Genomic DNA, 19,327 nt, shown 5'->3' on the forward strand with positions numbered 1-19,327 from the left:
CAGGGTCGGGACAGGGCCGAAATGCGCATAGGCCGTGTCGAGCAGCTCCCAGACCGGATCGGAAACATCCGAACCATGGGTGTCGACCCGAAGATCCTCGGCTTCGACGTAATGTCCGGCCACGTGGAAATACACCACGCGTTCGCGTGGCAGGGCTTTCAGGAAGGACTCTGCGTCGTAGCGATGATTGATGCTGTTGACGATGATGTTGTTGACGTCCAGCAGCAGGTCGCAGTCGGCCTTTTCCAGGACCGCGTTGATGAAGTCGATCTCTTCCATTTCCTTGCCCGGCGCGGCGTAGTACGACACGTTTTCCACGCCGATGCGCCGACCAAGGATGTCCTGCACCCGCGCGATGCGCTCGGCGACATAATCCACCGCCGCTTCGGTAAACGGGATTGGCATCAGGTCGTAGAGGTGCCCATCGTCAGAGCAATAGGAAAGGTGTTCGGTGTAATAGCGAATGCCGTGGGTGTCCAGGAATGTGCCGACGCGCTTGACGAAGGCTTCATCCAGCGGTGCCGGGCCACCGACCGACAGGGACAGGCCATGGCAGACGAAGGGGTATCGTTCGGTGAACTCGCGGAACTTGCGGCCGAGCCGGCCACCAAGCTCTCCACCGTTCTGGTCGCTTCCCGCCATCCAGTTTTCCGGCGCGACTTCGAAAAAATCGACATTGTCCGGTGGCGACTCTTCCAGTGGTCGCAGCAGGCCGCGGCGCAGGCCAAGACCGGCGCCGGAAACGGGGTAGCGTGAATCTGTAGCTGCCTTCATCGGTTCATCACCTGTCATTTCATTGCCTGCAACTTCACCCGGGCCAGGTAGGCCTGCTCGTCGGGCGGCATGCCGTTGCGCTGCGCTTCCCAGAGGGTCTCCGCCAGTGCCTCGTGCATCACGTGCTCGGCCTCGTGCTGGTCGCCCAGCTTGTGGGCGAGCTGCTGGTGGGCGGCACGAATCCCGGGCGGCCGATCGATGCTGACCTGCTCGCGAATGGCGATGTGCATGCCCATGTGGAGGAAAGGGTTTGTTTCGCCATGCTCCGGCGTCCAGTCCTTGTCCAGCACGTCCTCACCGGACTCGATCATGGCGTGGTACTCCGGATGCAGCGCCACGACGTCAGCGATGATCGCTTCCAGTGCCGTTACCGGCTTGCCCTCGCGGTGCTTGGACCAGGCCTCCTGGTACATCTTGCGCAGTTCGCCCCGGTTGTCGCCAAAAATCATGCTGCTTGCTCGCTCGCGTCGATACCAGCCTCCGAGTATAGGGATTCCGGGCCCCCATGTGGACCGGCCTGCTGCGCTTGTTATTTCACTCGTCAGGCAGCTTGCAATTCACCGGGAGGCCGTTATGGTGGCGACTCGGGGAACCTGTCGCGCCACGCGTGCAGGGCAAAAGACCTTATTCGGGGGAACATATGCAATCCGTTGATCCGGGTGTGGTGCCGGTATGGCGCATTTGGACGGTGCCCTTGGCGCTGTTGATCAGTATTGCCACGGGCATTCCGCTCTTTGTCGGCCTTGACTGGGTGACGCCGCTGGTCCTGCGTTTCCTGCCCAACCTGGCACTCGTACTGGCAGTCGTCGGCTTTGCGTGGTGGTACCCGGCTGCACGCTATCGCCACCTCGCCTACGAAGCCGACGACAACGGCATCACCATCCGTGACGGCGTGTTCTTTCGTGCGGAATCCTCGCTGGCCAAGGTCCGCATCCAGCATTCGGATGTCTACCAGGGACCGGTGATGCGGCACTTCGGTATCGCCACCCTCAAGCTCTATACGGCGGGCAGCAACTACACCTGCATCGAACTCGAGGGGCTCGCTTACGACGATGCCACCACCTTGCGAGACCAGCTGCAGGGCGACGCCATGGCGGGGAACGAAGATGCCGTCTGAGCAGCGCGATGCCGAGGAAGTGCAGGGCGCGAAACTGATCTACAGGCTGCACGGCCTGTCGTGGCTGTTCCTGACCGGCGTCCGCATTCGCCAGACGATCATTCCATTGGCTGCCTTCATGTTGTTCGGTGCGAAGAACGACCAGTTTCCCTGGCTGATCGCCTTGCCAGCAGCGGTGGTGGCGATCGTCATCTCGGCGTTCTGGGACCAGTGGTTCTATCGCTACGGGTTCTCCCGCAAGGGCCTCGTGATCCGCAAGGGGCTGTTTTTCCGCAATGTACGCGTGCTGGATTACGACCGTATCGAGAATGTCGATACCGAGCGTGGCATCCTGCATCGGCTGCTGGAAGTTGCCGATGTGCGTGTCGAGACGTCCAGTGGTGGCCGCTCGGAAGCCATCATCCGCGTGCTGGACGATCACGCCGTAAAGGAACTGCGCAGCAGGATATTCGAACGCAGCGACAGGAGAGAGGTCGCGACCGAAGAGAAAGTCGATTCCCCGGCCGGCGAGACCCTGCTGGAGCTGCCGATGCGCGAACTGGTTCGCTACGGCCTGATCGACAATCGCGGCATGATCATCGTGGCGGCCCTGCTGGGTGTCTTCTCGCAGTTCGGGATGGACCAGCTGATCGAGCGCTATGTCGAGCCATTCATCGAGCGCCTGCCCATAGACAGCTTCATCCACCTTGGCACGGCCATGCAGGTATTCCTGGTGACCTCCGCCATCCTCGGCCTGGTGGCCGGTACCCGGATTCTTTCCATCCTGCTGGCGCTGATCACCTTGCACGGTTTCAAGCTGACCCGTTCCGGCGACGACCTGCGTGCGCAATACGGCCTGTTGACCAAGGTTTCGCTGACCATGCGTCGGCCGCGCATCCAGGTCGTGCACCAGCGTGAATCCCTGTTGCACCGCTGGTTCAAGCGCGTGTCCTTGCGAGTGGACCTCGCCGGCGGCCTCGGCCGCAACTCCGGCAACCAGCAGCAGCAAGGTGGCAACAAGCGCACCCCCTGGCTCGCACCGGTCGCCACGTCCGCAAAGGCTGAGGAACTGGTCCGGGAGGCACTGCCGGTGGTCGAAACCGGCAATCTCGACTGGCAGAAGCTGGCGCCCAAGGCGCGTTTCCGCCTGGGACGCTTCCTGTCCTTGTGCTGGCTGATCATTGCCACGCCCAGCACGGTCATCCAGCTCGGCTGGTGGTCACTGGCTGTCATCCTGCCGATGCTGCCGGTGCTGTGGCTTTATGCGCATCTTTACGTGAAATACACGGGCTGGGCGCTGCACGAGAAATTCTTCGTATTGCGGAAAGGCTGGCTGAACAAGCGCATGGCCTTCGTTCCGCGCAATCGGGTGCAGAGTGTCAGGGTGAACGAAAATCCCTTTGACCGTCGCTATCACATGGCCAGCCTCAGCGTGGACACGGCCGGTGCGCGTCACCAGCGCCTGCACTTGCCGTTCCTTGATCGTGAATCGGCGGATTCCCTGTCGGCGGATCTCTACCGCGCCGGCCGTTGAGCCCCGGAAGTCAGCGTGCCGCAGGAACCGGTCGGTCGGTGTGAAATATCGGCAGCAAGGCCCCGGTCTTGGTTCCAGACGCCGTTGACAGAAAAGGGGAATGGCATGCGCGCAGCAGCAGTGATTCGACAGGTGATTGTCCTGTTTTCCGGAGCGGTATTGTTGGCAGGACTGGGCGCCTGCACGAGCAGTGGCGGCCAGCAGGCCCCAGGTGGCACGGGCTTCCACCCGCCCGCCGCCGATCCGGCCAGCGTGCCCTCGGTCGATCTTGGCCAGGCCGAACTCGCACCCGTCGTGGCCTCGATGATGGAGGTGCTGGGCAATCCGGAGAAGTTTGTCGGCAAGCGGGTGCGCCTGATCGGCGTGGCCGACTTCCAGTTCGGCATCCGTAGCGGATCCTACCTTTACTTTTCCTCCGAGCATCGCTTCAACTGGACCAATGACGCGATCCGCCTGGTGGGCCTGGAAGAAGCCTTCCCGAACGACCTGGAGCTGTTGCCGCAGATCAATGCGCAGTGGGTGGTGGTCGAGGGGGTTTTTCACTACAACCCGCCGCCGGAGGGTGACAGCGAGGGCCGGGATTCCCGCCTTGCCGCCTGCGTGCTGTCATGCAATGGCGAATTGCATGACGTGAACCGCATCAGCTTGTGGGGCATGGCAATGCCCTGAACAGGGTCGGCTCAACCCGTCGGGCGCTTGCTCGGCGGGAATTCGCACAGATCGGCAATGGCGCAATGCCAGCATTCCGGCTTGCGCGCCTTGCAGACGTAACGGCCATGCAGGATCAGCCAGTGGTGGGCGTCCTTCTTGAATTCATCCGGCACCACACGCAGCAATCGCTTTTCCACGTCCAGGACGTTCTTGCCGGGTGCGATTTTTGTCCGGTTGGATACGCGGAAAATGTGCGTATCGACGGCGATGGTCGGATGGCCGAAGGCCGTGTTCAGGATGACATTGGCCGTCTTGCGGCCGACACCTGGCAAGGCTTCGAGCGCTTCGCGGTCCTCGGGAACCTCGCCACCGTGTTCCTCGAGCAGGATGCGGCAGGTCTTGATGATGTTCTCGGCCTTCGAATTGAACAGGCCGATTGTCTTGATGTAACGCTTCAGGCCGTCGACACCCAGGTCGTAAATCGCCTGCGGCGTGTTGGCGACGGGGTAGAGCTTTGCCGTGGCCTTGTTGACACCGACATCGGTCGCCTGGGCCGACAGGATCACCGCAATCAGCAGCTCGAAAGGATTGGCGTACTCGAGTTCCGTCGTCGGGGCCGGGTTGGCATCGCGCAAGCGGCGGAAGATTTCTCGGCGAGCTTCCTTATTCATGGGGCTTGTTCATGTTGCCTTGCCGGTCTCCATGGCAGCCTCGACGCTGTCTTGCTGCGCGATACGCTGTGGTACCAGTCGTTCATCAATGAAATTCTTCAGCGCGATCAGCAGACCGAGCCCGATGAACGCGCCCGGTGGCAGGACAGCCAGCAGGAAGCCCGGGTAGCTGTCGCCCAGCACGTTCAGCTCCCAGCCCGCGGCGCCGCTGCCAAACAGCATGTCCGCACCAGCCAGCAGGGTGCCGTGCCCGACCAGTTCGCGCATGGCGCCGAGGATGACCAGCACCGCGGTGAAACCTGTCCCCATGGCCATGCCATCAAGCGCTGAACGCGGTATCGAGTTGCGCGAGGCAAAGGCCTCCGCGCGGCCGATGATGGCGCAGTTGGTCACGATCAGGGGAATGAAAATCCCCAGTGTGCGGTAAAGGTCATGGAACCAGGCGTTCATCACCAGCTCGACCGTGGTAACCAGCGAGGCGATGATCAGCACGAATACCGGAATGCGGATCGATTCGCTGACCCACTGGCGAATGACCGAGACGATGACGTTCGAGCCCAGCAGCACCAGCGTGGTGGCAATGCCCAGCCCAAGTCCGTTGACCAGGGTGCCGGACACGGCCAGCAAGGGGCACAGGCCAAGCAACTGCACGATGCCCGGGTTGTTGTCCCAGAGTCCGTCCCGGATGATGGCGCGTTCAGATTTCATCATCGGCCTCGTTGGCGGGCTTGTCGAAAAGCATGTCATTGTGCTGGTCGAAATACTGCAGCGCCTGTTTCACTGCTTCAACCACGGCGCGCGGCGTGATGGTCGCGCCGGTCAGCTGGCTGAAGTCACCACCATCCTTCTTCACGGCCCAGTCATCGACATTGGCTTTGGTCAGTTTTCTGCCAGGGAATTGCGCCAGCCAGTCCGACTTGCCGGATTCGATGACATCACCCAGGCCGGGTGTTTCCTTGTGTGACAACACGCGCACGCCGCTGAGTGTGCCATCGGCCAGGATGCCGACCAGCAGCCGGATGTCGCCGTTGTAGCCATTCGGCGCGATCACTTCCATCACCACGCCGGCTGGTTTGCCATCCAGGCGAGCACGGAAGACCGGCAGGGCTTCCTTGCTGCCGAGCCGCTCCCGATCGCTGACAACAATGCGGTCGGCCAGCAGGTCATTGTCGTAATGTTCGGCAGGCAGGACCTGGTTCAGGGATTGCACCAGGATCTGGCGTTCGTTTTCAGTGATGCGATCGCGGGTCTGCTCGTTGACCCAGGCGACCAGTGCAACACCGCCGACAGCGAACGCCGTCAGCGTGACAGTCGTCAGCAGGATGCGCGTGATGGGCGAGTTACTTGCCGGCATGGCCGTAGACCCGTGGTCGCGTGTAGTGATCGATCAGTGGTGCGCAGAGATTCGCCAGCAACACGGCGAAGGCAACACCGTCGGGGTAGCCACCCCAGGTGCGAATCACGTAGATCAGCACGCCGATGCCTATGCCGTAGTAAAGGCGGCCACGCTCGGTGGTCGCTGCCGAGACCGGATCGGTCGCGATGAAGAAGGCGCAAAGCAATGCACCACCGCTGAAGACGTGGAATCCCGGCGAGGCATGCGAACTCGGATCCAGTGCATAGAACACGAACGCGGTGATCCCGAGACCGGCCAGCACGCCAACCGGGATCTGCCAGCGGATCACGCGCTTGTACAGCAGCCAGATGCCGCCCAGCACGATGTAGTTTCCGATCCATTCCCAGCCGCGGCCGCCGAAGTCACCGAACATGGGGTTGTTGCGAATTTCCATCACCGTGCGGTTGTCGGCCAGCGAGGCGCGCATGACATCCAGTGGCGTCGCCGAGGTCACTGCATCGACATTCACGCCGGAAGGATAGGTGCCAGCAAAAATGGTGCTGATGGTCTGCCACAGCGTGATGCGGAATTCCTGGTCGACCAGCATTTCCGGAGCCAGCCAGTTGGTCATCTGTGTCGGGAAGGAAATCAGCAGTACCACGTAACCGACCATGGCCGGGTTGAAGGGGTTGAAGCCGAGGCCACCGTACAAGTGCTTGGCGAAAACGATCGCGAAGGCCGTGCCGATGACGACCAGCCACCACGGCGAGGTCGGCGGAACACAGAAGGCCAGCAGGATGGCAGTAACCGGCGCGCTGAAGTCGGTGAGAAACGGTCGCAACGGCTTGTCTCGCAGCGCGAGCATGGCGGCTTCGGCGGCATAGGCCGTCGCGATCGCCAGCCACATCTGGATGACGATGCCCCAGCCGAAATACCAGATATGCGCGACGGTCGCAGGGACAAGTGCCACGATGACGTGCAGCATCACCTGGCTGACCGAGGTCTGCGGCGCAAGGAAGGGGGCGCTGGATTTCCTGAATTCCATCAGTCTTCCTGCTCCTGGTTCGTTGTCGGCGGCTGGCCTCGCCGGGATTTCACGCGCTCCAGCGCCGCGTCGATTTCGGCCTTGCGATCCTTGGCGTCACCCAGCTTCTTCAAGGCTTCCTGCTTGCGCTTGCGCTTTTCTTCCTGCTCCAGCTTCTCGCGTTCGAGCCGGGCCTGGCGTGCCTCGAAGCGCTGCCTGGCAATGTCCGACTTGGCGCGTTCGATTTCCTTGCCCCAGATTTCCGTCTTGGCGAAGCGGAAATGGCTGGCCAGCGGAATGTGGCTGGGGCAGACGACGTCGCAGCAACCGCACTCGATGCAATCGAACAGGGCATGTTCTTCCACGGCATCGAAATCACGCGAACGGGTGTGCCAGTAAAGCTGTTGTGGCAACAAGGAGGCCGGACAGGCGGCCGCGCACTCGCCGCAGCGAATGCAGGGCATGACCTCGGTCGGTGGTGCTATTTCTTCCGAGCTGGGCAGCAGGATGCAGTTGGTGGCCTTGGTCACCGGAATCTCGTCGTGCTGCAGGGCAAAGCCCATCATCGGGCCACCCATGATCAGGCGCTGGACATCCTCGGTGTAGCCGCCGCAATCCCGTACCAGGCTGGAAAATGGCGTGCCCAGCCGGGCTTCAAGGTTGCGCGGTTCTGCCACGCCTTCCCCGGTCACGGTGACAATGCGGCGGATCAGCGGCTCGCCGTCCTCCACCGCTCGTCGTGCCGCCACGGCAGTGCCGACGTTGTGGCAGATCACGCCGATGTCCTGCGGCAGGCCGTCGGCCGGCACTTCCCGGCCAGTCAGTACCTGGATCAGCTGCTTCTCGCCGCCTTCCGGATAGATGGAGGGCACGGCAATCAGCGCGATCGGAAGGTCCGGGTTCGCTTCCTTTGCTGCGCGCAGCGCCTCTTCCATCGCCGTGCCGGCCTCCGGCTTGTTGTCTTCGATGGCAATGATGCAGCGTACCGCGCCACTGGCGCGCTGCAGGATCTCGGTGCCGCGAATGACTTCGTCCGCGGCATGGCGCATCAGGGTGTCATCGCAGGATATGTAGGGTTCGCACTCGGCGCCATTGATGACCAGGCTGTCGATGGCGGCATAGTTGCCGGCGTCGACCTTGATCTCCGTCGGGAATACGGCGCCACCGAGACCGACCACGCCGGCTTCGCGGATACGGCTGCGAATGTCTGCCGGGTCGGCCTGGTTCCACTCGAGACCCTGGTAAGGCCAGCTGTTGTTGCTGCCGAGGCTGTCCTCGCCATCGGCGCGAATGACGATGCACTCCTGCTGCAGCCCGGTCGGGTGCGGTACGTCGTGCAGTTCGATGGCGATGACCTCGCCGGATGTCGGTGCATGCACGAAGGCGCTGACGCGGCCGTCCGCTTCGGCAACCGGCTGTCCCTTGTGAACCTTGTCACCGACTGCAACGAGCGGCACCGCCGGCTGGCCGATGTGCTGGCGCAGGGGCAAGACGACTTCAGCAGGCAGGCTGGCAGTTTCCAGTGGCAGGCGCGTGGCCATGGCCTTGCGGTCTTCCAGCGCCAGTCCACCCGGGAAGTGGTGAAGGTCCGGCCCGCCGGGGCGCGCGACGTCAGCCATGTGCGGCCTCCTCGTCCTCTGCAGTTCCGAGATCAGGCTGTGGCTCGGGCCATTTCCAGAAACCGGGCGCAGGTGGTGTCTCGACCATGTCGATGCAATCGACGGGGCAGGGCGGCAGGCAGAGTTCGCAGCCGGTGCATTCCTTTTCGATCACGGTGTGCATCTGCTTGGCCGCGCCAAGAATGGCATCGACCGGGCATGCCTGGATGCACAGGGTGCAACCGATGCAGGTGTCCTCGTCGATGATGGCGACCATCGGTGGTTTCTCGACGCCGTGTTCTTCCGACAGCGGTTTCACTTCGCGATCCAGCAACTCGGCCAGGGCACGCACGCCATCCTCGCCGCCCGGCGGGCACTGGTTGATGTCGGCCTCGCCGTTGGCAATGGCCTCGGCATAGGGTCGGCAACCGGGGTATCCGCATTGCGCGCATTGCGTTTGAGGCAGGATGGCATCGATCTGGTCGACCACCGGGTCACCATCGACCTTGAAGCGCTCGGCGGCATAGCCGAGCACCAGGCCAAAGACCAGGGCGAGCCCCGCGATGGCGAGAATGGCGGTCAGCATGTCACCGCCATTGCATCAAGGCAGCGTCGTTTCGAGCGATTTGTTCCAGGGCAAGGCCCAGCAAGTGCGAGGCGCGGAGTTGACAGGCTGGTCAATGAGCAGCCGAGCACGCGCTGCAACACGGCCATGGGGCAAATGGCGACGTTTCCCCAGCTCATTTGATAAGTCCTGAGAAGCCCATGAAAGCGAGCGACATCAGCCCCGCCGTGATCATCGCGATTGCCGCTCCCTTGAACGGGCCTGGCACATCGGCCACGGCAAGCCGTTCGCGAATGGCGGAAAAGAGAATCAGCACCAGCGAGAAACCGGCGGCAGCGCCAAAGCCGTAAAAGGCCGACTCGACGAAGCTGTGCGCCTCCTGCACGTTCAGCAAGGCCACGCCAAGCACGGCGCAGTTGGTGGTGATCAAGGGCAGGTAGATGCCCAGCACGCGATACAGCAATGGCGAGGACTTGCGCACGACCATCTCGGTGAACTGCACGACAGCAGCGATCACCAGGATGAAGGAAATGGTGCGCAGGTACTCGAGTTCGAACGGCGCCAGCAGGTAGCTGTTCACCAGGTAGCTGGCGATCGAGGACAGCGTCAACACGAAGGTGGTCGCCAGTGCCATGCCGATCGCCGTTTCCAGCTTGCGCGACACGCCCATGAAGGGACACAGGCCGAGGAATTTCACCAACACGAAGTTGTTGACCAGCACGGCGCTGACCACGATCAATCCGATGTTGGCAATTGCCTCCATGTCTCCCCCTGCTCGAAAGCGGTGGTGAGCGCCTTACTTGATGCGCATGCCCGGCTGTGCACCGGCGTGCGGCTCGAGAATGAAAAGTTCGGTTCCGCCAGGGCCTGCTGCCAGCACCATGCCCTCGGACACGCCAAAGCGCATCTTGCGCGGTGCCAGGTTGGCGACCATCACCGTCAGCTTGCCTTCCAGGTCTTCTGGCGCATAAGCACTCTTGATGCCGGCAAACACGTTGCGTTCGCCCGCACCGATATCCAGCGTCAGCTGCAACAGCTTGTCCGCGCCTTCGACATGCTCGGCCTTGACGATCTTCGCGACCCGCAGGTCGACCTTCATGAAATCATCGATGCCGATGGTGTCGGCAATGGGTGCGACATCGGTCTTGGTCGCGTCGGAGGAGATGTCCTGCGCGGTCGTCTTGTTCTCGGCTTCCAGGTCTTCTTTGGTCATTTCCAGCATCTTCTCGATTTGCGACGCCTCGATGCGCGTCAGCAGTGGTTTGAATTTCGTGATCTCGTGATCGAGCAGCGGGCGCTTGACGGCATTCCACTCCAGCGGCTCGATGTCGAGGAAGCTTTCCGACTTTTCGGCCAGCTCCGGCAGCACCGGCTTCAGGTAGCTGACCAGCTGGCGGAACAGGTTGATGCCCATGGTGCAGACGGCATGCACTTCCGCGTCCTTGCCTTCTTCCTTGGCGAGCACCCAGGGCTTCTTCTGGTCGATGTACTGGTTGGCCTTGTCGGCCAGCGCCATGATGTCGCGCATGGCCCGCGAGAACTCGCGCTTCTCGTAGCACTCGGCAATTGCTTCCGAGGCGTCGGCCAGTTCCTTGAACAGCGCTTCATCATCCAGTTTGCTCGTGAGCCTGCCGTCGAACTTCTTGTTGATGAAGCCGGCGCAACGGCTGGCGATGTTCACCACCTTGCCGATCAGGTCCGAGTTCACACGTGCAACGAAGTCCTCGAGATTGAGATCGATGTCTTCGACGCCGGCGCCCAGCTTGGCGGCAAAGTAGTAGCGCAGGTACTCGGGATTGAGATTGTCGAGGTAGGTCTTTGCCAGGATGAAGGTGCCGCGCGACTTCGACATCTTCTGACCGTTCACTGTCAGGAAACCATGCACGTAGACACCGGACGGCTGGCGGAACTCGGCACCCTTCAACATGGCCGGCCAGAACAGCGAGTGGAAGTAGGTGATGTCCTTGCCGATGAAGTGCACCATCTCGGTGTCCGAGCCGGGCTTCATCCATTCCTGGAAGTCGAGACCGTTGCTGGCGCAGAACTGCTTGAAGCTTGCCAGGTAACCGATCGGCGCATCCAGCCAGACATAGAAATACTTGCCCGGCGCATCCGGGATTTCGAATCCGAAGTAGGGCTCGTCACGGGAGATGTCCCAGTCCTGCAGGCCGGCATCGAACCATTCGTTCAACTTGGAACGCACGGCCGGGTTCAGGCCGGTGTGATCCATCCACTCGTGCAGGTCTTTCTCGAAGTCACCGAGCTGGAAGAAATAGTGCTCGGACTCGCGTTCCACCGGCTTGGTGCCGGACACGACCGACACCGGGTTCTTCAGCTCGGTCGGGCTGTAAGTCGAGCCGCAGGCCTCGCAGGAATCACCGTACTGGTCCTCGGTGTCGCACTTCGGGCAGGTGCCCTTGATGAAGCGGTCCGGCAGGAACATGCCTTCCTTTTCATCGTAGGCCTGCTTGATGGTGCGGCGATCGATGTGGCCGGCATCCCTGAGCCGCGTGTAGATCAGGCTCGCCAGCTCGCGATTCTCGTCGGAATGCGTGGTGTGGTAGTTGTCGTGCCGGATCAGGAAGCCTTCGAAGTCGGCCTCATGGTCCTTTTTCATCCGCGCGATCAGTTCTTCCGGGGAGGTGCCTTCCTTCCTGGCACGGATCATGATCGGGGTGCCGTGGGCATCCTCTGCGCAGATGTAATAGGCCTCGTGGCCGCGCTGGCGCTGGAAGCGGGTCCAGATATCGGTCTGGATGACCTCGACCATGTGCCCGAGGTGGATGGGTCCGTTCGCATAGGGCAGGCCGGAAGTGACCAGCAGGCGGCGCTTTTGATCGGTAGCAGGCATGTAAGTCCTTGATTTCATGAAATTTCGCGCCAGTCCCCGGCGCGTTTCGCCAGCAACAGAAGGAAGGCTGGCGCAAGCCGAAATTATGCCATAGCAGGGCGCTCGGAGCATGGTTTGCGGGCTTCGAGGGCCATCCCGGCCAGCGGGTACGGTCGCTATCACAAGTGACCGGCACAGGATGGTAGAATCCCGTCGCGATTCCACCCATCCAATGCGAGCGAAGGTCTGTTTTGACGAACCCCGACGAAAGCCAGATTCGCGACATCCTCTCCGCCATTCATGATCCCTATCTCGGCCAGGACCTGGTGAGCGCAGGCGCCTATCGCGGTATCGACGCGGGCGGTGCGGTGTCCATCGTGCTGGGCTATCCGGCGGCGGCGCGCATCGAGCCACTGAAGGCCGAGATAGACGGCGCCCTGAAAGCTGCCGGAGTCCAGTGCCCGGTGAGCATCGACTGGGAAGTCACGGCGCATGCGGTACAGGGACAATTGGCACCGCTGGCCGGCATCAAGAACATCATCGCGGTCGCCTCGGGCAAGGGTGGCGTGGGCAAGTCGACCACGGCGGCCAATCTCGCCGTCGCCCTGGCACAGGCGGGTGCGACGGTCGGCATGCTGGATGCCGATGTCTACGGCCCGAGCCAGCCGCGCATGCTGGGCATCAGCGGCAAGCCGGAGAGCAAGGATGGCAAGGTCATGGAGCCGCTCGAAAACCATGGCGTGAAGAGCATGTCCATCGGTTACCTGGTGGACGAGGACCAGCCAATGGTGTGGCGCGGGCCCATGGTGACCCAGGCGCTGACCCAGCTGCTGAACGAAACCAACTGGGGCGAGCTCGACTACCTCGTCGTCGACATGCCGCCCGGCACCGGCGACACGCAATTGACCATGAGCCAGCGCGTGCCGCTGGCTGGCGCGGTGATCGTCACCACGCCGCAGGACATTGCGCTGCTGGATGCGCGCAAGGGCCTGCAGATGTTCCGCAAGGTGAACGTCAACGTGCTCGGCATCATCGAGAACATGAGTACCCATGTCTGCTCGAACTGCGGGCATGAAGAAGCGATTTTCGGCAAGGACGGCGGCCAGGCAATGGCCACGACCTACGAGACCCGTTATCTTGGCGGCTTGCCGCTGGACATCCGGATACGGGAGCAGGCCGATTCGGGTACGCCGTCGGTGGCGGCCGAGCCGGACGGCGATGTCGCGGCCGCTTACCGCGAGATCGCGCTGAAGATGACGGCGGGCCTGGCGCGGGATGCGAGTGGCACCGCGGGAGCATTCCCGAGCATTTCGGAAGACGACAGCTGATTGCAGATCGAAGAGTATTCCCTGACAACAATTCCCTGGGAGTGGGGCAGATGAGCATCAAGAGCGACAAGTGGATTCGCCGCATGGCGGAGAATGAAGGCATGATCGAGCCGTTCGAGGGCGGCCAGGTGCGTGAAAACGGCAGCGGCAAGATCGTGTCCTACGGCACCTCGAGCTACGGCTACGACGTGCGCTGCGCCGACGAATTCAAGATCTTCACCAACATCAATTCGGCGGTGGTCGATCCGAAGCATTTCGATGCAAATTCCTTTGTCGACGTGAAGAGCGATGTCTGCATCATCCCGCCCAATTCCTTCGCGCTGGCGCGCACGGTGGAGTACTTCCGCATTCCACGCAATGTCCTGACGGTGTGCCTGGGCAAATCGACCTATGCACGTTGCGGCATCATCGTGAATGTCACGCCGCTGGAACCGGAATGGGAAGGTCACGTGACGCTGGAGTTTTCGAACACCACGCCGCTGCCGGCGCGAATCTACGCCAATGAAGGCGTGGCGCAGATGCTGTTCTTCGAGTCGGATGAAGTCTGCGAAACGTCCTACAAGGATCGTGGCGGCAAGTACCAGGGCCAGCGAGGCGTCACCCTGCCGCAGACCTGAGGCGTCTACTTCAGCGAGTGCAGGTTGAGACGCAGCAGCCGGTCACCGCGCTTCTGGTAGTCGATGCGAATCGGCGCGTAGTTCAGGGCTGGTGCCAGCCAGATGCGCACGGTCTTGTCGGTGTCATCATCCACTCTTTCGATGCGCAATGCTTCGAAGGTGCCGGCTCGCGTCTGCAGGGTTTCGGTCCGCAGCGCCTTGAGATGCCATTGCTTCACCTCGCCCTTGTCGATGACCGGCACGGTCGTGTCCAGCGATTCGATACCCTGCGAGGCACCCAGCGCCAATGGCAGCAGGAAGCGGTCGACCGTGCCCGCCATCAGCGGTATCGATGATTCCCTGCCGCGGTAGTCGGAGGCAGCAATCCCGTTGACCCAGTCATAGGTCAGGTCCTCGTTGCGGTTCTTGCTGGACCCCTTGTGCCGGTAGATGTAGCTCAGCGGTACGATCTCGCCGTTGTTCACGTGGAAGACGCTGACCTCGTCGATTTCGTCCTTGACGAAGAACGACAGCACCCCGAGCGCCTCGGAATGCGAGGTGTAGCGATAGGTTTCCTTGTCCACCTTCTTCAGGCTCATGACGGCTTCGGCCACTTCATGACCGCCACGTTCCAGTCGGAACACGGCATGAAATTCGCGCAGCTTGCCGTCCTCGGTGCGGGTCGTTCCGGATGGCTGCGAGCCCGCCGCCGCAAGCGCAGCAGGTGCGAGCAGCAAAAGGCCAGCGGTGAGCATGGCAGGTAGCGACAAAGTTCTCATGGCTTCTCCTGGTCGCGGCCGAGCCGTTGCCGGGTCAGTCCAGCGGTGCGGCGAGCGGTTTGCCATCCAGCTCGATGGCCTGATCCCGCATTTTCACCCGGCCACTGGCAAACAGTGCCACGGCGCGGGGATAGATTTCATGTTCAAGGACTTGGACTCGCCTGGCCAGTGATTGTTCGTCATCTGACGAGCTTACTGCGATTTTCTGCTGAATCAGCACAGGGCCGCCATCAAGCTCCTCGGTGACAAAATGCACGCTCGCACCATGCTCGGTGTCGCCGTTTTCCAGCACGCGCGCGTGCGGGTTGAGGCCGCGGTACTTCGGCAGCAGGGAAGGGTGGATGTTCAACATGCGACCGGCGAACGCTTGCACGAATGCTGGCGACAGGATGCGCATGAAGCCGGCCAGCACGACCAGTCCGGGCGAGTACGCCCGGATGTGTTCGGCCAGTGCGGCGTCGTAGTCATCGCGGGAGCCGTAGTCTCGTGGCAGCAGCACCTCGGCAGCGATGCCCGCCTGGCGGGCGCGCTCCAGGCCGAAGGCGCCCTCGCGATTGCTGACCACGGCACGGATGTCGATGCCAAGTTCGTCGGCGCGATCGATCAGTACTTGCAGGTTGGAGCCGTTTCCCGAGATCAGCACGACCACGGGCAGGCTGTCGTTTGTGCTCGACATCAGGAGTAGCTGACACCCTCGCCAGCAACGACCTCGCCCAGCTTGAAGGCAGTCTCGCCCGCCTTGCCCAGCAGGTCGATGACCGTGTCGGCCTCGTCGGCCGCGACCATGACCACCATGCCAACGCCGCAGTTGAAGGTGCGCAGCATTTCGAGATCCTCGATGTTGCCATTCTGCTGCAGCCACTCGAACACCGTTGGCAGCTGCCAGCTGTCGCGACGGATGTTCACACCAAGTCCCTCAGGAAGGACGCGGGGGATGTTTTCGGTCAGGCCGCCGCCGGTGATGTGGGCCAGCGCATGAACATCACACTTCTGCATGACGTCGAGCAAGGGCTTGACGTAGATTCGTGTCGGCGCCATCAGCGCGTCGCCCAGGGCCGTGCCATCGGGCAAGGTGTCGTCCAGGCTGGCACCGGAGCGTTCCAGTACCTTGCGTATCAGCGAGTAGCCATTCGAATGCGGTCCGGAGGAAGCGATACCGATCATCACGTCGCCCGCGGCGACCTTGCTGCCGTCCAGCAGCTTCGATTTTTCGACAATGCCGACAGTGAAGCCGGCCAGGTCGTAATCCTCGCCCTGGTACATGCCGGGCAGCTCGGCGGTCTCGCCGCCAATCAGTGCACAGCCAGCCAGCTCGCAGCCCCTGGCGATGCCTTCGACGACCTGGCTGGCGACCTCGACATCCAGCTTGCCCGTGGCGTAGTAATCCAGGAAGAACAGCGGCTCGGCGGCCTGTACGATGACGTCATTCACGCACATTGCGACCAGGTCGATACCGACGCCGCCATGGCGACCGGTTTCGATGGCCAGTTTCAGCTTGGTGCCGACCCCATCGGTGCCCGAGACCAGTACCGGCTCCTTGAAGCCGGTCGGCAGTTCGAACAGGGCGCCGAAGCCACCCAGTCCGCTCATTACACCCGGGCGCCGGGTTCTGGCGGCGGCCGGCTTGATGCGCTCGACCAGGGCTTCGCCGGCATCGATATCGACGCCTGCATCACGGTAGCTGAGGGAAGATTCGGAGGATTTTTTTGTCATGAAATCGGCTTTTTTCTGCTGCACAGGTGTCGATTGCGGTGGCTGACTGTGGTGGTCAGCGAGCACGCCCGGAAGCGTGATATTGTACATGACCGAATCTGGCCCGGCGACGCGAATTCCGCCGTTGGCCGGTGTCAGAGAACATCTTGTCTGGAATCGAAAAGCTGGAGACCCCGGTCGTGCCGAAACGCCTGAATATCCTTGTTTTCATCTCCCTGCTTGCTCCTCTGCTGCTGGCAAGTCCGGCGCTGGGCGCGGCCCCGCTGGGCACGGTCAGCATTCCGGTCGCGGACCAGTCCCGTGGCGAGCGCGAGGCGGCTGTAAGGGAAGCCATGCAGGTTGTGGTGTTGCGACTGACCGGGCGCGAGGGCTACCTGGAGATGCCCGAGGTCGAGGCCGTGCTGCGGCAGTCCAATCGCTTCCTGCAGCAGTTCAGCTACCAGTCGATTGCGCCGATCGAGGTCGAGCGCGATGGCAAACAGGTCGAGCTTCCCCTGAGCCTGCAGGTCCGCTTCGACGTCAATGCCGTGCAGGCCGCCTTGCAGGGCCGCGGCGTGCCGCTGTGGGCACGGGAGCGACCGCGCACCCAGGTCTGGCTGGCCTTGTCGACGGGCAGTGGCCGACAACTCGTGCGCTCGGAGCGCACCGTGATCGACGACCAGAACCCGGTCGACAGCTTGCGTCGGGCGGCTGCTTACCGGGGCGTGCCGGTCGAGCTGCCTGCCGCGTCCGGTGCCGCCGGCCGGGTCGGCTTTGAAGATGTCTGGAGCGTCTATGACCAGCCGTTGCGCCAGGCAGCGGAGTCCGCAGGGGCCAACAATGCCCTGGCGGTCAGCCTGTTTGCCCAGTCCGGAAGCCGGAACTGGGTGGGACGATTCACGCTGTTGACCCGCGAGGGTGACAGCCTCTACTGGGAAAGCACCGGCGAGGACCTGGACGCGGTGCTGGCCGCGGGTATCGGCGAGCTGGCCGAACGCTATGCGACCGAATTCTCGGTGGTTTCCTCCTTCGGGGGTGGCGGCACGGTCAAGCTTGAAATCGAAGGCGTAACGACACTTGAGGAATACGGTCGTGTCTCTTCCTACCTGACTTCCCTGAGCGCCGTTTCGGCGATCGGTCCGGTGAAGGTCGGTGGTGACTCGCTGCTGTTCGAAATAGAGCTGACTGGCTCGTCGCGAGCATTGCAGCGCGCCATCAGCCTCGGTTCGATGCTGGTCGAAGTCAGCAGGGACGAGGTGTTCTCGCTGGGCGTGCCTTCCCTCGAGACTGCCGAGGATCCGGTATTGAAGTATCGCTTGCGCTGATCCGGCATTCCTCCATGGCTACCCAGCTTACTCTTGGTATCTCGCTAGGTTCCGACCTGAACCTCGACAGCTTTGTCGAGGACAACAATCGTGTGCTGCTGGCAGCCTTGCGCGCCATGTTGGCAGATGCCACGGGCAGCGACCGGTTTCTCTACGCCTGGGGCGACAGTGGCAGTGGCAAGACACACCTGTTGCATGCCATTGCGAAAGCAGCGGCGGAGAACGGACTGGCAACCGGCATGCTTTCAGGTGCCGAGCACAGCAATGTGCCTGTGGCGATGATCGAGGGCTGGGATGCTCTCGACCTGGTGCTGGTCGATGACCTCGATGCCTTTGCCGGTCATGCAGCCTGGGAAGAAGCCCTGTTTCATATGTACAACCGCCTGAACGATCGCCAGGCGCGCCTGCTGGTGGCCAGTCGCCATTCGCCCGCGTCATCCGGGGTCGACCTGCCGGATCTGCAAACCCGGCTCTCCTACATGCTGGTCTACCAGTTGCAGTCGCTGGACGACGACGGTCGCCAGAAAGCCTTGCAGGCGAAGGCCAGGCAGCGTGGCCTGGAATTGCCGGCAGAGGTGGCGCGCTGGCTGCTGACCCGGCATTCGAGGGACATGGGGGAGCTGGCGAGCTTGCTGGATCGACTTGATGCCGCTGCCATGCAGGCCAAGCGCCGCCTTACCATTCCGTTCGTCAAGGATGTGATTGGCGCCGGCTAGTCGTCCTGCGTCGTGCCAGTCGGCTGCTGGGGCGCGCCACCGCGCAAGTAGATCATCGCGCCCATGAACAGAGCTGCACTCAGCAGGGTTTCGACCAGCACCCAGCCTCGCACCGCGGGATTCGCCCACAACTCCATCACCGCATGCGCAAAATAGAAGGGTGCAATGAAGCCGGCAATGGTCGTTGCCGTGCGGTTGCCCAGCCACAGGCCGGGTACCAGAAGGAGGTTGGGGATGATGCCGATCAGGCTGAACGTCCTGACCACGTCGGGTTCGGTCGACGTGCTGGCAAACCACCAGCTGGCAAACAGCAGCGCCAGGCCCGCGGCCAGTACGCTGTTGATTCGTGCCAGGGCGATCGAATTCATGCTCAGGATCCTGTCGGTCATGACCTGCCTGCCAGTGCAAGAGTGGTTTCAGCCAGCCGCTTGCCAAGCGCACGGCAAAGCTCGGCCTCGTCGTCGCTCAATGGCAGCTCGCCATCATTGCCAGCCACGTGCGAAGCGCCATACGGCGTGCCACCCGATCGGGTCGTGTTCAATGCATCCTCGGAATAGGGAATGCCGAGTAGCAACATGCCGTGGTGCAGGAGCGGCAGCATCATGGACAGCAGGGTCGATTCCTGGCCGCCATGCATGGTGCCGGTGGCGGTGAACACCGCCGCGGGTTTTCCGCTCATTTCGCCCGACACCCAGAGGCCACCGGTGGAGTCGATGAAATGTTTCAGGGGTGCCGCCATGTTTCCGAAGCGCGTCGGGCTGCCGAGCGCCAGGCCGGCACATTCGCGCAGGTCGTCGTGGCTGGCATAGGGC

General features: G+C 62.4%; 22 protein-coding genes. 7 read left to right on the top strand and 15 right to left on the bottom strand.

All coding sequences use genetic code 11. The features are described from left to right. On the bottom strand, nucleotides 1-774 hold a 774-nt coding region (locus R3217_07130), incomplete at its 3' end, for a DUF692 domain-containing protein (protein ID MDX1455208.1). A 14-nt stretch (nucleotides 775-788) separates the two neighbouring features. Further along, nucleotides 789-1,220, bottom strand: a complete 432-nt coding sequence (locus R3217_07135) for a DUF1841 family protein (protein ID MDX1455209.1) — start codon at nucleotides 1,218-1,220, stop codon at nucleotides 789-791. Between the two features lie 194 nt (nucleotides 1,221-1,414). Between R3217_07135 and R3217_07140 the strand changes: the two genes are divergently transcribed. From R3217_07140 to R3217_07150, 3 genes are all read left to right on the top strand, one after another. Further along, nucleotides 1,415-1,891, top strand: a complete 477-nt coding sequence (locus tag R3217_07140; GenBank protein ID MDX1455210.1) for a PH domain-containing protein — start codon at nucleotides 1,415-1,417, stop codon at nucleotides 1,889-1,891. After that, nucleotides 1,881-3,404, top strand: a complete 1,524-nt coding sequence (locus tag R3217_07145; protein ID MDX1455211.1) for a PH domain-containing protein — start codon at nucleotides 1,881-1,883, stop codon at nucleotides 3,402-3,404. Before R3217_07140 ends, R3217_07145 begins: the two co-directional genes overlap by 11 nt. Before the next feature lie 105 nt (nucleotides 3,405-3,509). Beyond that, nucleotides 3,510-4,073, top strand: coding sequence for a hypothetical protein (locus tag R3217_07150; protein MDX1455212.1), 564 nt, complete (start codon nucleotides 3,510-3,512; stop codon nucleotides 4,071-4,073). 11 nt (nucleotides 4,074-4,084) lie between these two features. On the opposite strand, the gene nth is transcribed toward R3217_07150, so the two are convergent. From nth to metG, 8 genes are all read right to left on the bottom strand, one after another. Further along, nucleotides 4,085-4,726: an endonuclease III gene (gene nth, locus R3217_07155; GenBank protein ID MDX1455213.1), complete on the bottom strand. Its 642-nt coding sequence runs from the start codon at nucleotides 4,724-4,726 to the stop codon at nucleotides 4,085-4,087. A gap of 9 nt (nucleotides 4,727-4,735) precedes the next feature. After that, nucleotides 4,736-5,434, bottom strand: a complete 699-nt coding sequence (locus R3217_07160; GenBank protein MDX1455214.1) for an electron transport complex subunit E — start codon at nucleotides 5,432-5,434, stop codon at nucleotides 4,736-4,738. Beyond that, the gene (gene rsxG, locus R3217_07165) at nucleotides 5,424-6,080 is read right to left on the bottom strand and encodes an electron transport complex subunit RsxG (protein MDX1455215.1); all 657 of its coding nucleotides are present in this window, start codon (nucleotides 6,078-6,080) and stop codon (nucleotides 5,424-5,426) included. Before rsxG ends, R3217_07160 begins: the two co-directional genes overlap by 11 nt. Beyond that, nucleotides 6,067-7,107, bottom strand: a complete 1,041-nt coding sequence (rsxD, locus tag R3217_07170) for an electron transport complex subunit RsxD (protein ID MDX1455216.1) — start codon at nucleotides 7,105-7,107, stop codon at nucleotides 6,067-6,069. The genes rsxG and rsxD overlap by 14 nt, the downstream gene beginning before the upstream one ends. Beyond that, entirely contained in the window at nucleotides 7,107-8,705 is a 1,599-nt protein-coding gene (rsxC, locus tag R3217_07175) for an electron transport complex subunit RsxC (GenBank protein ID MDX1455217.1), read from the bottom strand. The genes rsxD and rsxC overlap by 1 nt, the downstream gene beginning before the upstream one ends. Further along, nucleotides 8,698-9,270 (bottom strand): electron transport complex subunit RsxB, encoded by a 573-nt coding sequence (rsxB, locus tag R3217_07180; protein ID MDX1455218.1) that lies wholly within the window; start codon nucleotides 9,268-9,270, stop codon nucleotides 8,698-8,700. The genes rsxC and rsxB overlap by 8 nt, the downstream gene beginning before the upstream one ends. Before the next feature lie 154 nt (nucleotides 9,271-9,424). Then, a complete protein-coding gene (rsxA, locus tag R3217_07185) occupies nucleotides 9,425-10,012 on the bottom strand; it encodes an electron transport complex subunit RsxA (GenBank protein ID MDX1455219.1) in 588 nt (195 codons plus the stop codon). A gap of 33 nt (nucleotides 10,013-10,045) precedes the next feature. Beyond that, nucleotides 10,046-12,118, bottom strand: coding sequence for a methionine--tRNA ligase (gene metG / locus R3217_07190; GenBank protein MDX1455220.1), 2,073 nt, complete (start codon nucleotides 12,116-12,118; stop codon nucleotides 10,046-10,048). 212 nt (nucleotides 12,119-12,330) lie between these two features. Between metG and apbC the strand changes: the two genes are divergently transcribed. Together apbC and dcd are read left to right on the top strand one after the other, a co-directional pair. Then, the gene (gene apbC, locus R3217_07195) at nucleotides 12,331-13,407 is read left to right on the top strand and encodes an iron-sulfur cluster carrier protein ApbC (protein MDX1455221.1); all 1,077 of its coding nucleotides are present in this window, start codon (nucleotides 12,331-12,333) and stop codon (nucleotides 13,405-13,407) included. Between the two features lie 50 nt (nucleotides 13,408-13,457). Then, nucleotides 13,458-14,024, top strand: a complete 567-nt coding sequence (dcd, locus tag R3217_07200; GenBank protein MDX1455222.1) for a dCTP deaminase — start codon at nucleotides 13,458-13,460, stop codon at nucleotides 14,022-14,024. 5 nt (nucleotides 14,025-14,029) lie between these two features. Here the strand turns inward: dcd and R3217_07205 are convergent, their stop codons facing one another. From R3217_07205 to purM, 3 genes are read right to left on the bottom strand one after another with little or no spacing between them, the layout of a single operon-like run. Continuing rightward, nucleotides 14,030-14,782, bottom strand: a complete 753-nt coding sequence (locus R3217_07205; GenBank protein MDX1455223.1) for a DUF3108 domain-containing protein — start codon at nucleotides 14,780-14,782, stop codon at nucleotides 14,030-14,032. A gap of 34 nt (nucleotides 14,783-14,816) precedes the next feature. Next, on the bottom strand, nucleotides 14,817-15,458 hold the full coding sequence (gene purN / locus R3217_07210; protein ID MDX1455224.1) for a phosphoribosylglycinamide formyltransferase: 642 nt from the start codon (nucleotides 15,456-15,458) through the stop codon (nucleotides 14,817-14,819). After that, a complete protein-coding gene (purM, locus tag R3217_07215; protein ID MDX1455225.1) occupies nucleotides 15,458-16,495 on the bottom strand; it encodes a phosphoribosylformylglycinamidine cyclo-ligase in 1,038 nt (345 codons plus the stop codon). The genes purN and purM overlap by 1 nt, the downstream gene beginning before the upstream one ends. 146 nt (nucleotides 16,496-16,641) lie before the next feature. Here purM and R3217_07220 point away from each other — a divergent pair, with 146 nt between their 5' ends. Together R3217_07220 and hda are read left to right on the top strand one after the other, a co-directional pair. Next, complete coding sequence (locus tag R3217_07220; protein ID MDX1455226.1) at nucleotides 16,642-17,799, top strand: DUF2066 domain-containing protein; 1,158 nt, start codon at nucleotides 16,642-16,644, stop codon at nucleotides 17,797-17,799. A 14-nt stretch (nucleotides 17,800-17,813) separates the two neighbouring features. Continuing rightward, the gene (hda, locus tag R3217_07225) at nucleotides 17,814-18,515 is read left to right on the top strand and encodes a DnaA regulatory inactivator Hda (protein MDX1455227.1); all 702 of its coding nucleotides are present in this window, start codon (nucleotides 17,814-17,816) and stop codon (nucleotides 18,513-18,515) included. On the opposite strand, the gene R3217_07230 is transcribed toward hda, so the two are convergent. Beyond that, nucleotides 18,512-18,904, bottom strand: a complete 393-nt coding sequence (locus R3217_07230; protein ID MDX1455228.1) for a DUF2069 domain-containing protein — start codon at nucleotides 18,902-18,904, stop codon at nucleotides 18,512-18,514. The genes hda and R3217_07230 overlap by 4 nt on opposite strands. Beyond that, nucleotides 18,901-19,327: NAD(P)H:quinone oxidoreductase (gene wrbA, locus R3217_07235; protein ID MDX1455229.1), on the bottom strand; the 427-nt coding region annotated here is incomplete at its 5' end. The genes R3217_07230 and wrbA, both read right to left, overlap by 4 nt.

The sequence above is a fragment of the Gammaproteobacteria bacterium genome (assembly GCA_033720895.1).
Taxonomy (GTDB): Bacteria; Pseudomonadota; Gammaproteobacteria; order Natronospirales; family JAJUFS01; genus JAWWBS01.

What these genes read in the sequence shown, in the direction of transcription:
- R3217_07140 (MDX1455210.1), top strand. Translation starts at nt 1,415, where the DNA reads ATGCAATCCGTTGATCCGGGTGTGGTGCCGGTATGGCGCATTTGGACG.
- R3217_07145 (MDX1455211.1), top strand. Translation starts at nt 1,881, where the DNA reads ATGCCGTCTGAGCAGCGCGATGCCGAGGAAGTGCAGGGCGCGAAACTG.
- R3217_07150 (MDX1455212.1), top strand. Translation starts at nt 3,510, where the DNA reads ATGCGCGCAGCAGCAGTGATTCGACAGGTGATTGTCCTGTTTTCCGGA.
- nth (MDX1455213.1), bottom strand. Translation starts at nt 4,726, where the DNA reads ATGAATAAGGAAGCTCGCCGAGAAATCTTCCGCCGCTTGCGCGATGCC.
- R3217_07160 (MDX1455214.1), bottom strand. Translation starts at nt 5,434, where the DNA reads ATGAAATCTGAACGCGCCATCATCCGGGACGGACTCTGGGACAACAAC.
- rsxG (MDX1455215.1), bottom strand. Translation starts at nt 6,080, where the DNA reads ATGCCGGCAAGTAACTCGCCCATCACGCGCATCCTGCTGACGACTGTC.
- rsxD (MDX1455216.1), bottom strand. Translation starts at nt 7,107, where the DNA reads ATGGAATTCAGGAAATCCAGCGCCCCCTTCCTTGCGCCGCAGACCTCG.
- rsxC (MDX1455217.1), bottom strand. Translation starts at nt 8,705, where the DNA reads ATGGCTGACGTCGCGCGCCCCGGCGGGCCGGACCTTCACCACTTCCCG.
- rsxB (MDX1455218.1), bottom strand. Translation starts at nt 9,270, where the DNA reads ATGCTGACCGCCATTCTCGCCATCGCGGGGCTCGCCCTGGTCTTTGGC.
- rsxA (MDX1455219.1), bottom strand. Translation starts at nt 10,012, where the DNA reads ATGGAGGCAATTGCCAACATCGGATTGATCGTGGTCAGCGCCGTGCTG.
- metG (MDX1455220.1), bottom strand. Translation starts at nt 12,118, where the DNA reads ATGAAATCAAGGACTTACATGCCTGCTACCGATCAAAAGCGCCGCCTG.
- dcd (MDX1455222.1), top strand. Translation starts at nt 13,458, where the DNA reads ATGAGCATCAAGAGCGACAAGTGGATTCGCCGCATGGCGGAGAATGAA.
- R3217_07205 (MDX1455223.1), bottom strand. Translation starts at nt 14,782, where the DNA reads ATGAGAACTTTGTCGCTACCTGCCATGCTCACCGCTGGCCTTTTGCTG.
- purN (MDX1455224.1), bottom strand. Translation starts at nt 15,458, where the DNA reads ATGTCGAGCACAAACGACAGCCTGCCCGTGGTCGTGCTGATCTCGGGA.
- purM (MDX1455225.1), bottom strand. Translation starts at nt 16,495, where the DNA reads ATGACAAAAAAATCCTCCGAATCTTCCCTCAGCTACCGTGATGCAGGC.
- hda (MDX1455227.1), top strand. Translation starts at nt 17,814, where the DNA reads ATGGCTACCCAGCTTACTCTTGGTATCTCGCTAGGTTCCGACCTGAAC.
- R3217_07230 (MDX1455228.1), bottom strand. Translation starts at nt 18,904, where the DNA reads ATGACCGACAGGATCCTGAGCATGAATTCGATCGCCCTGGCACGAATC.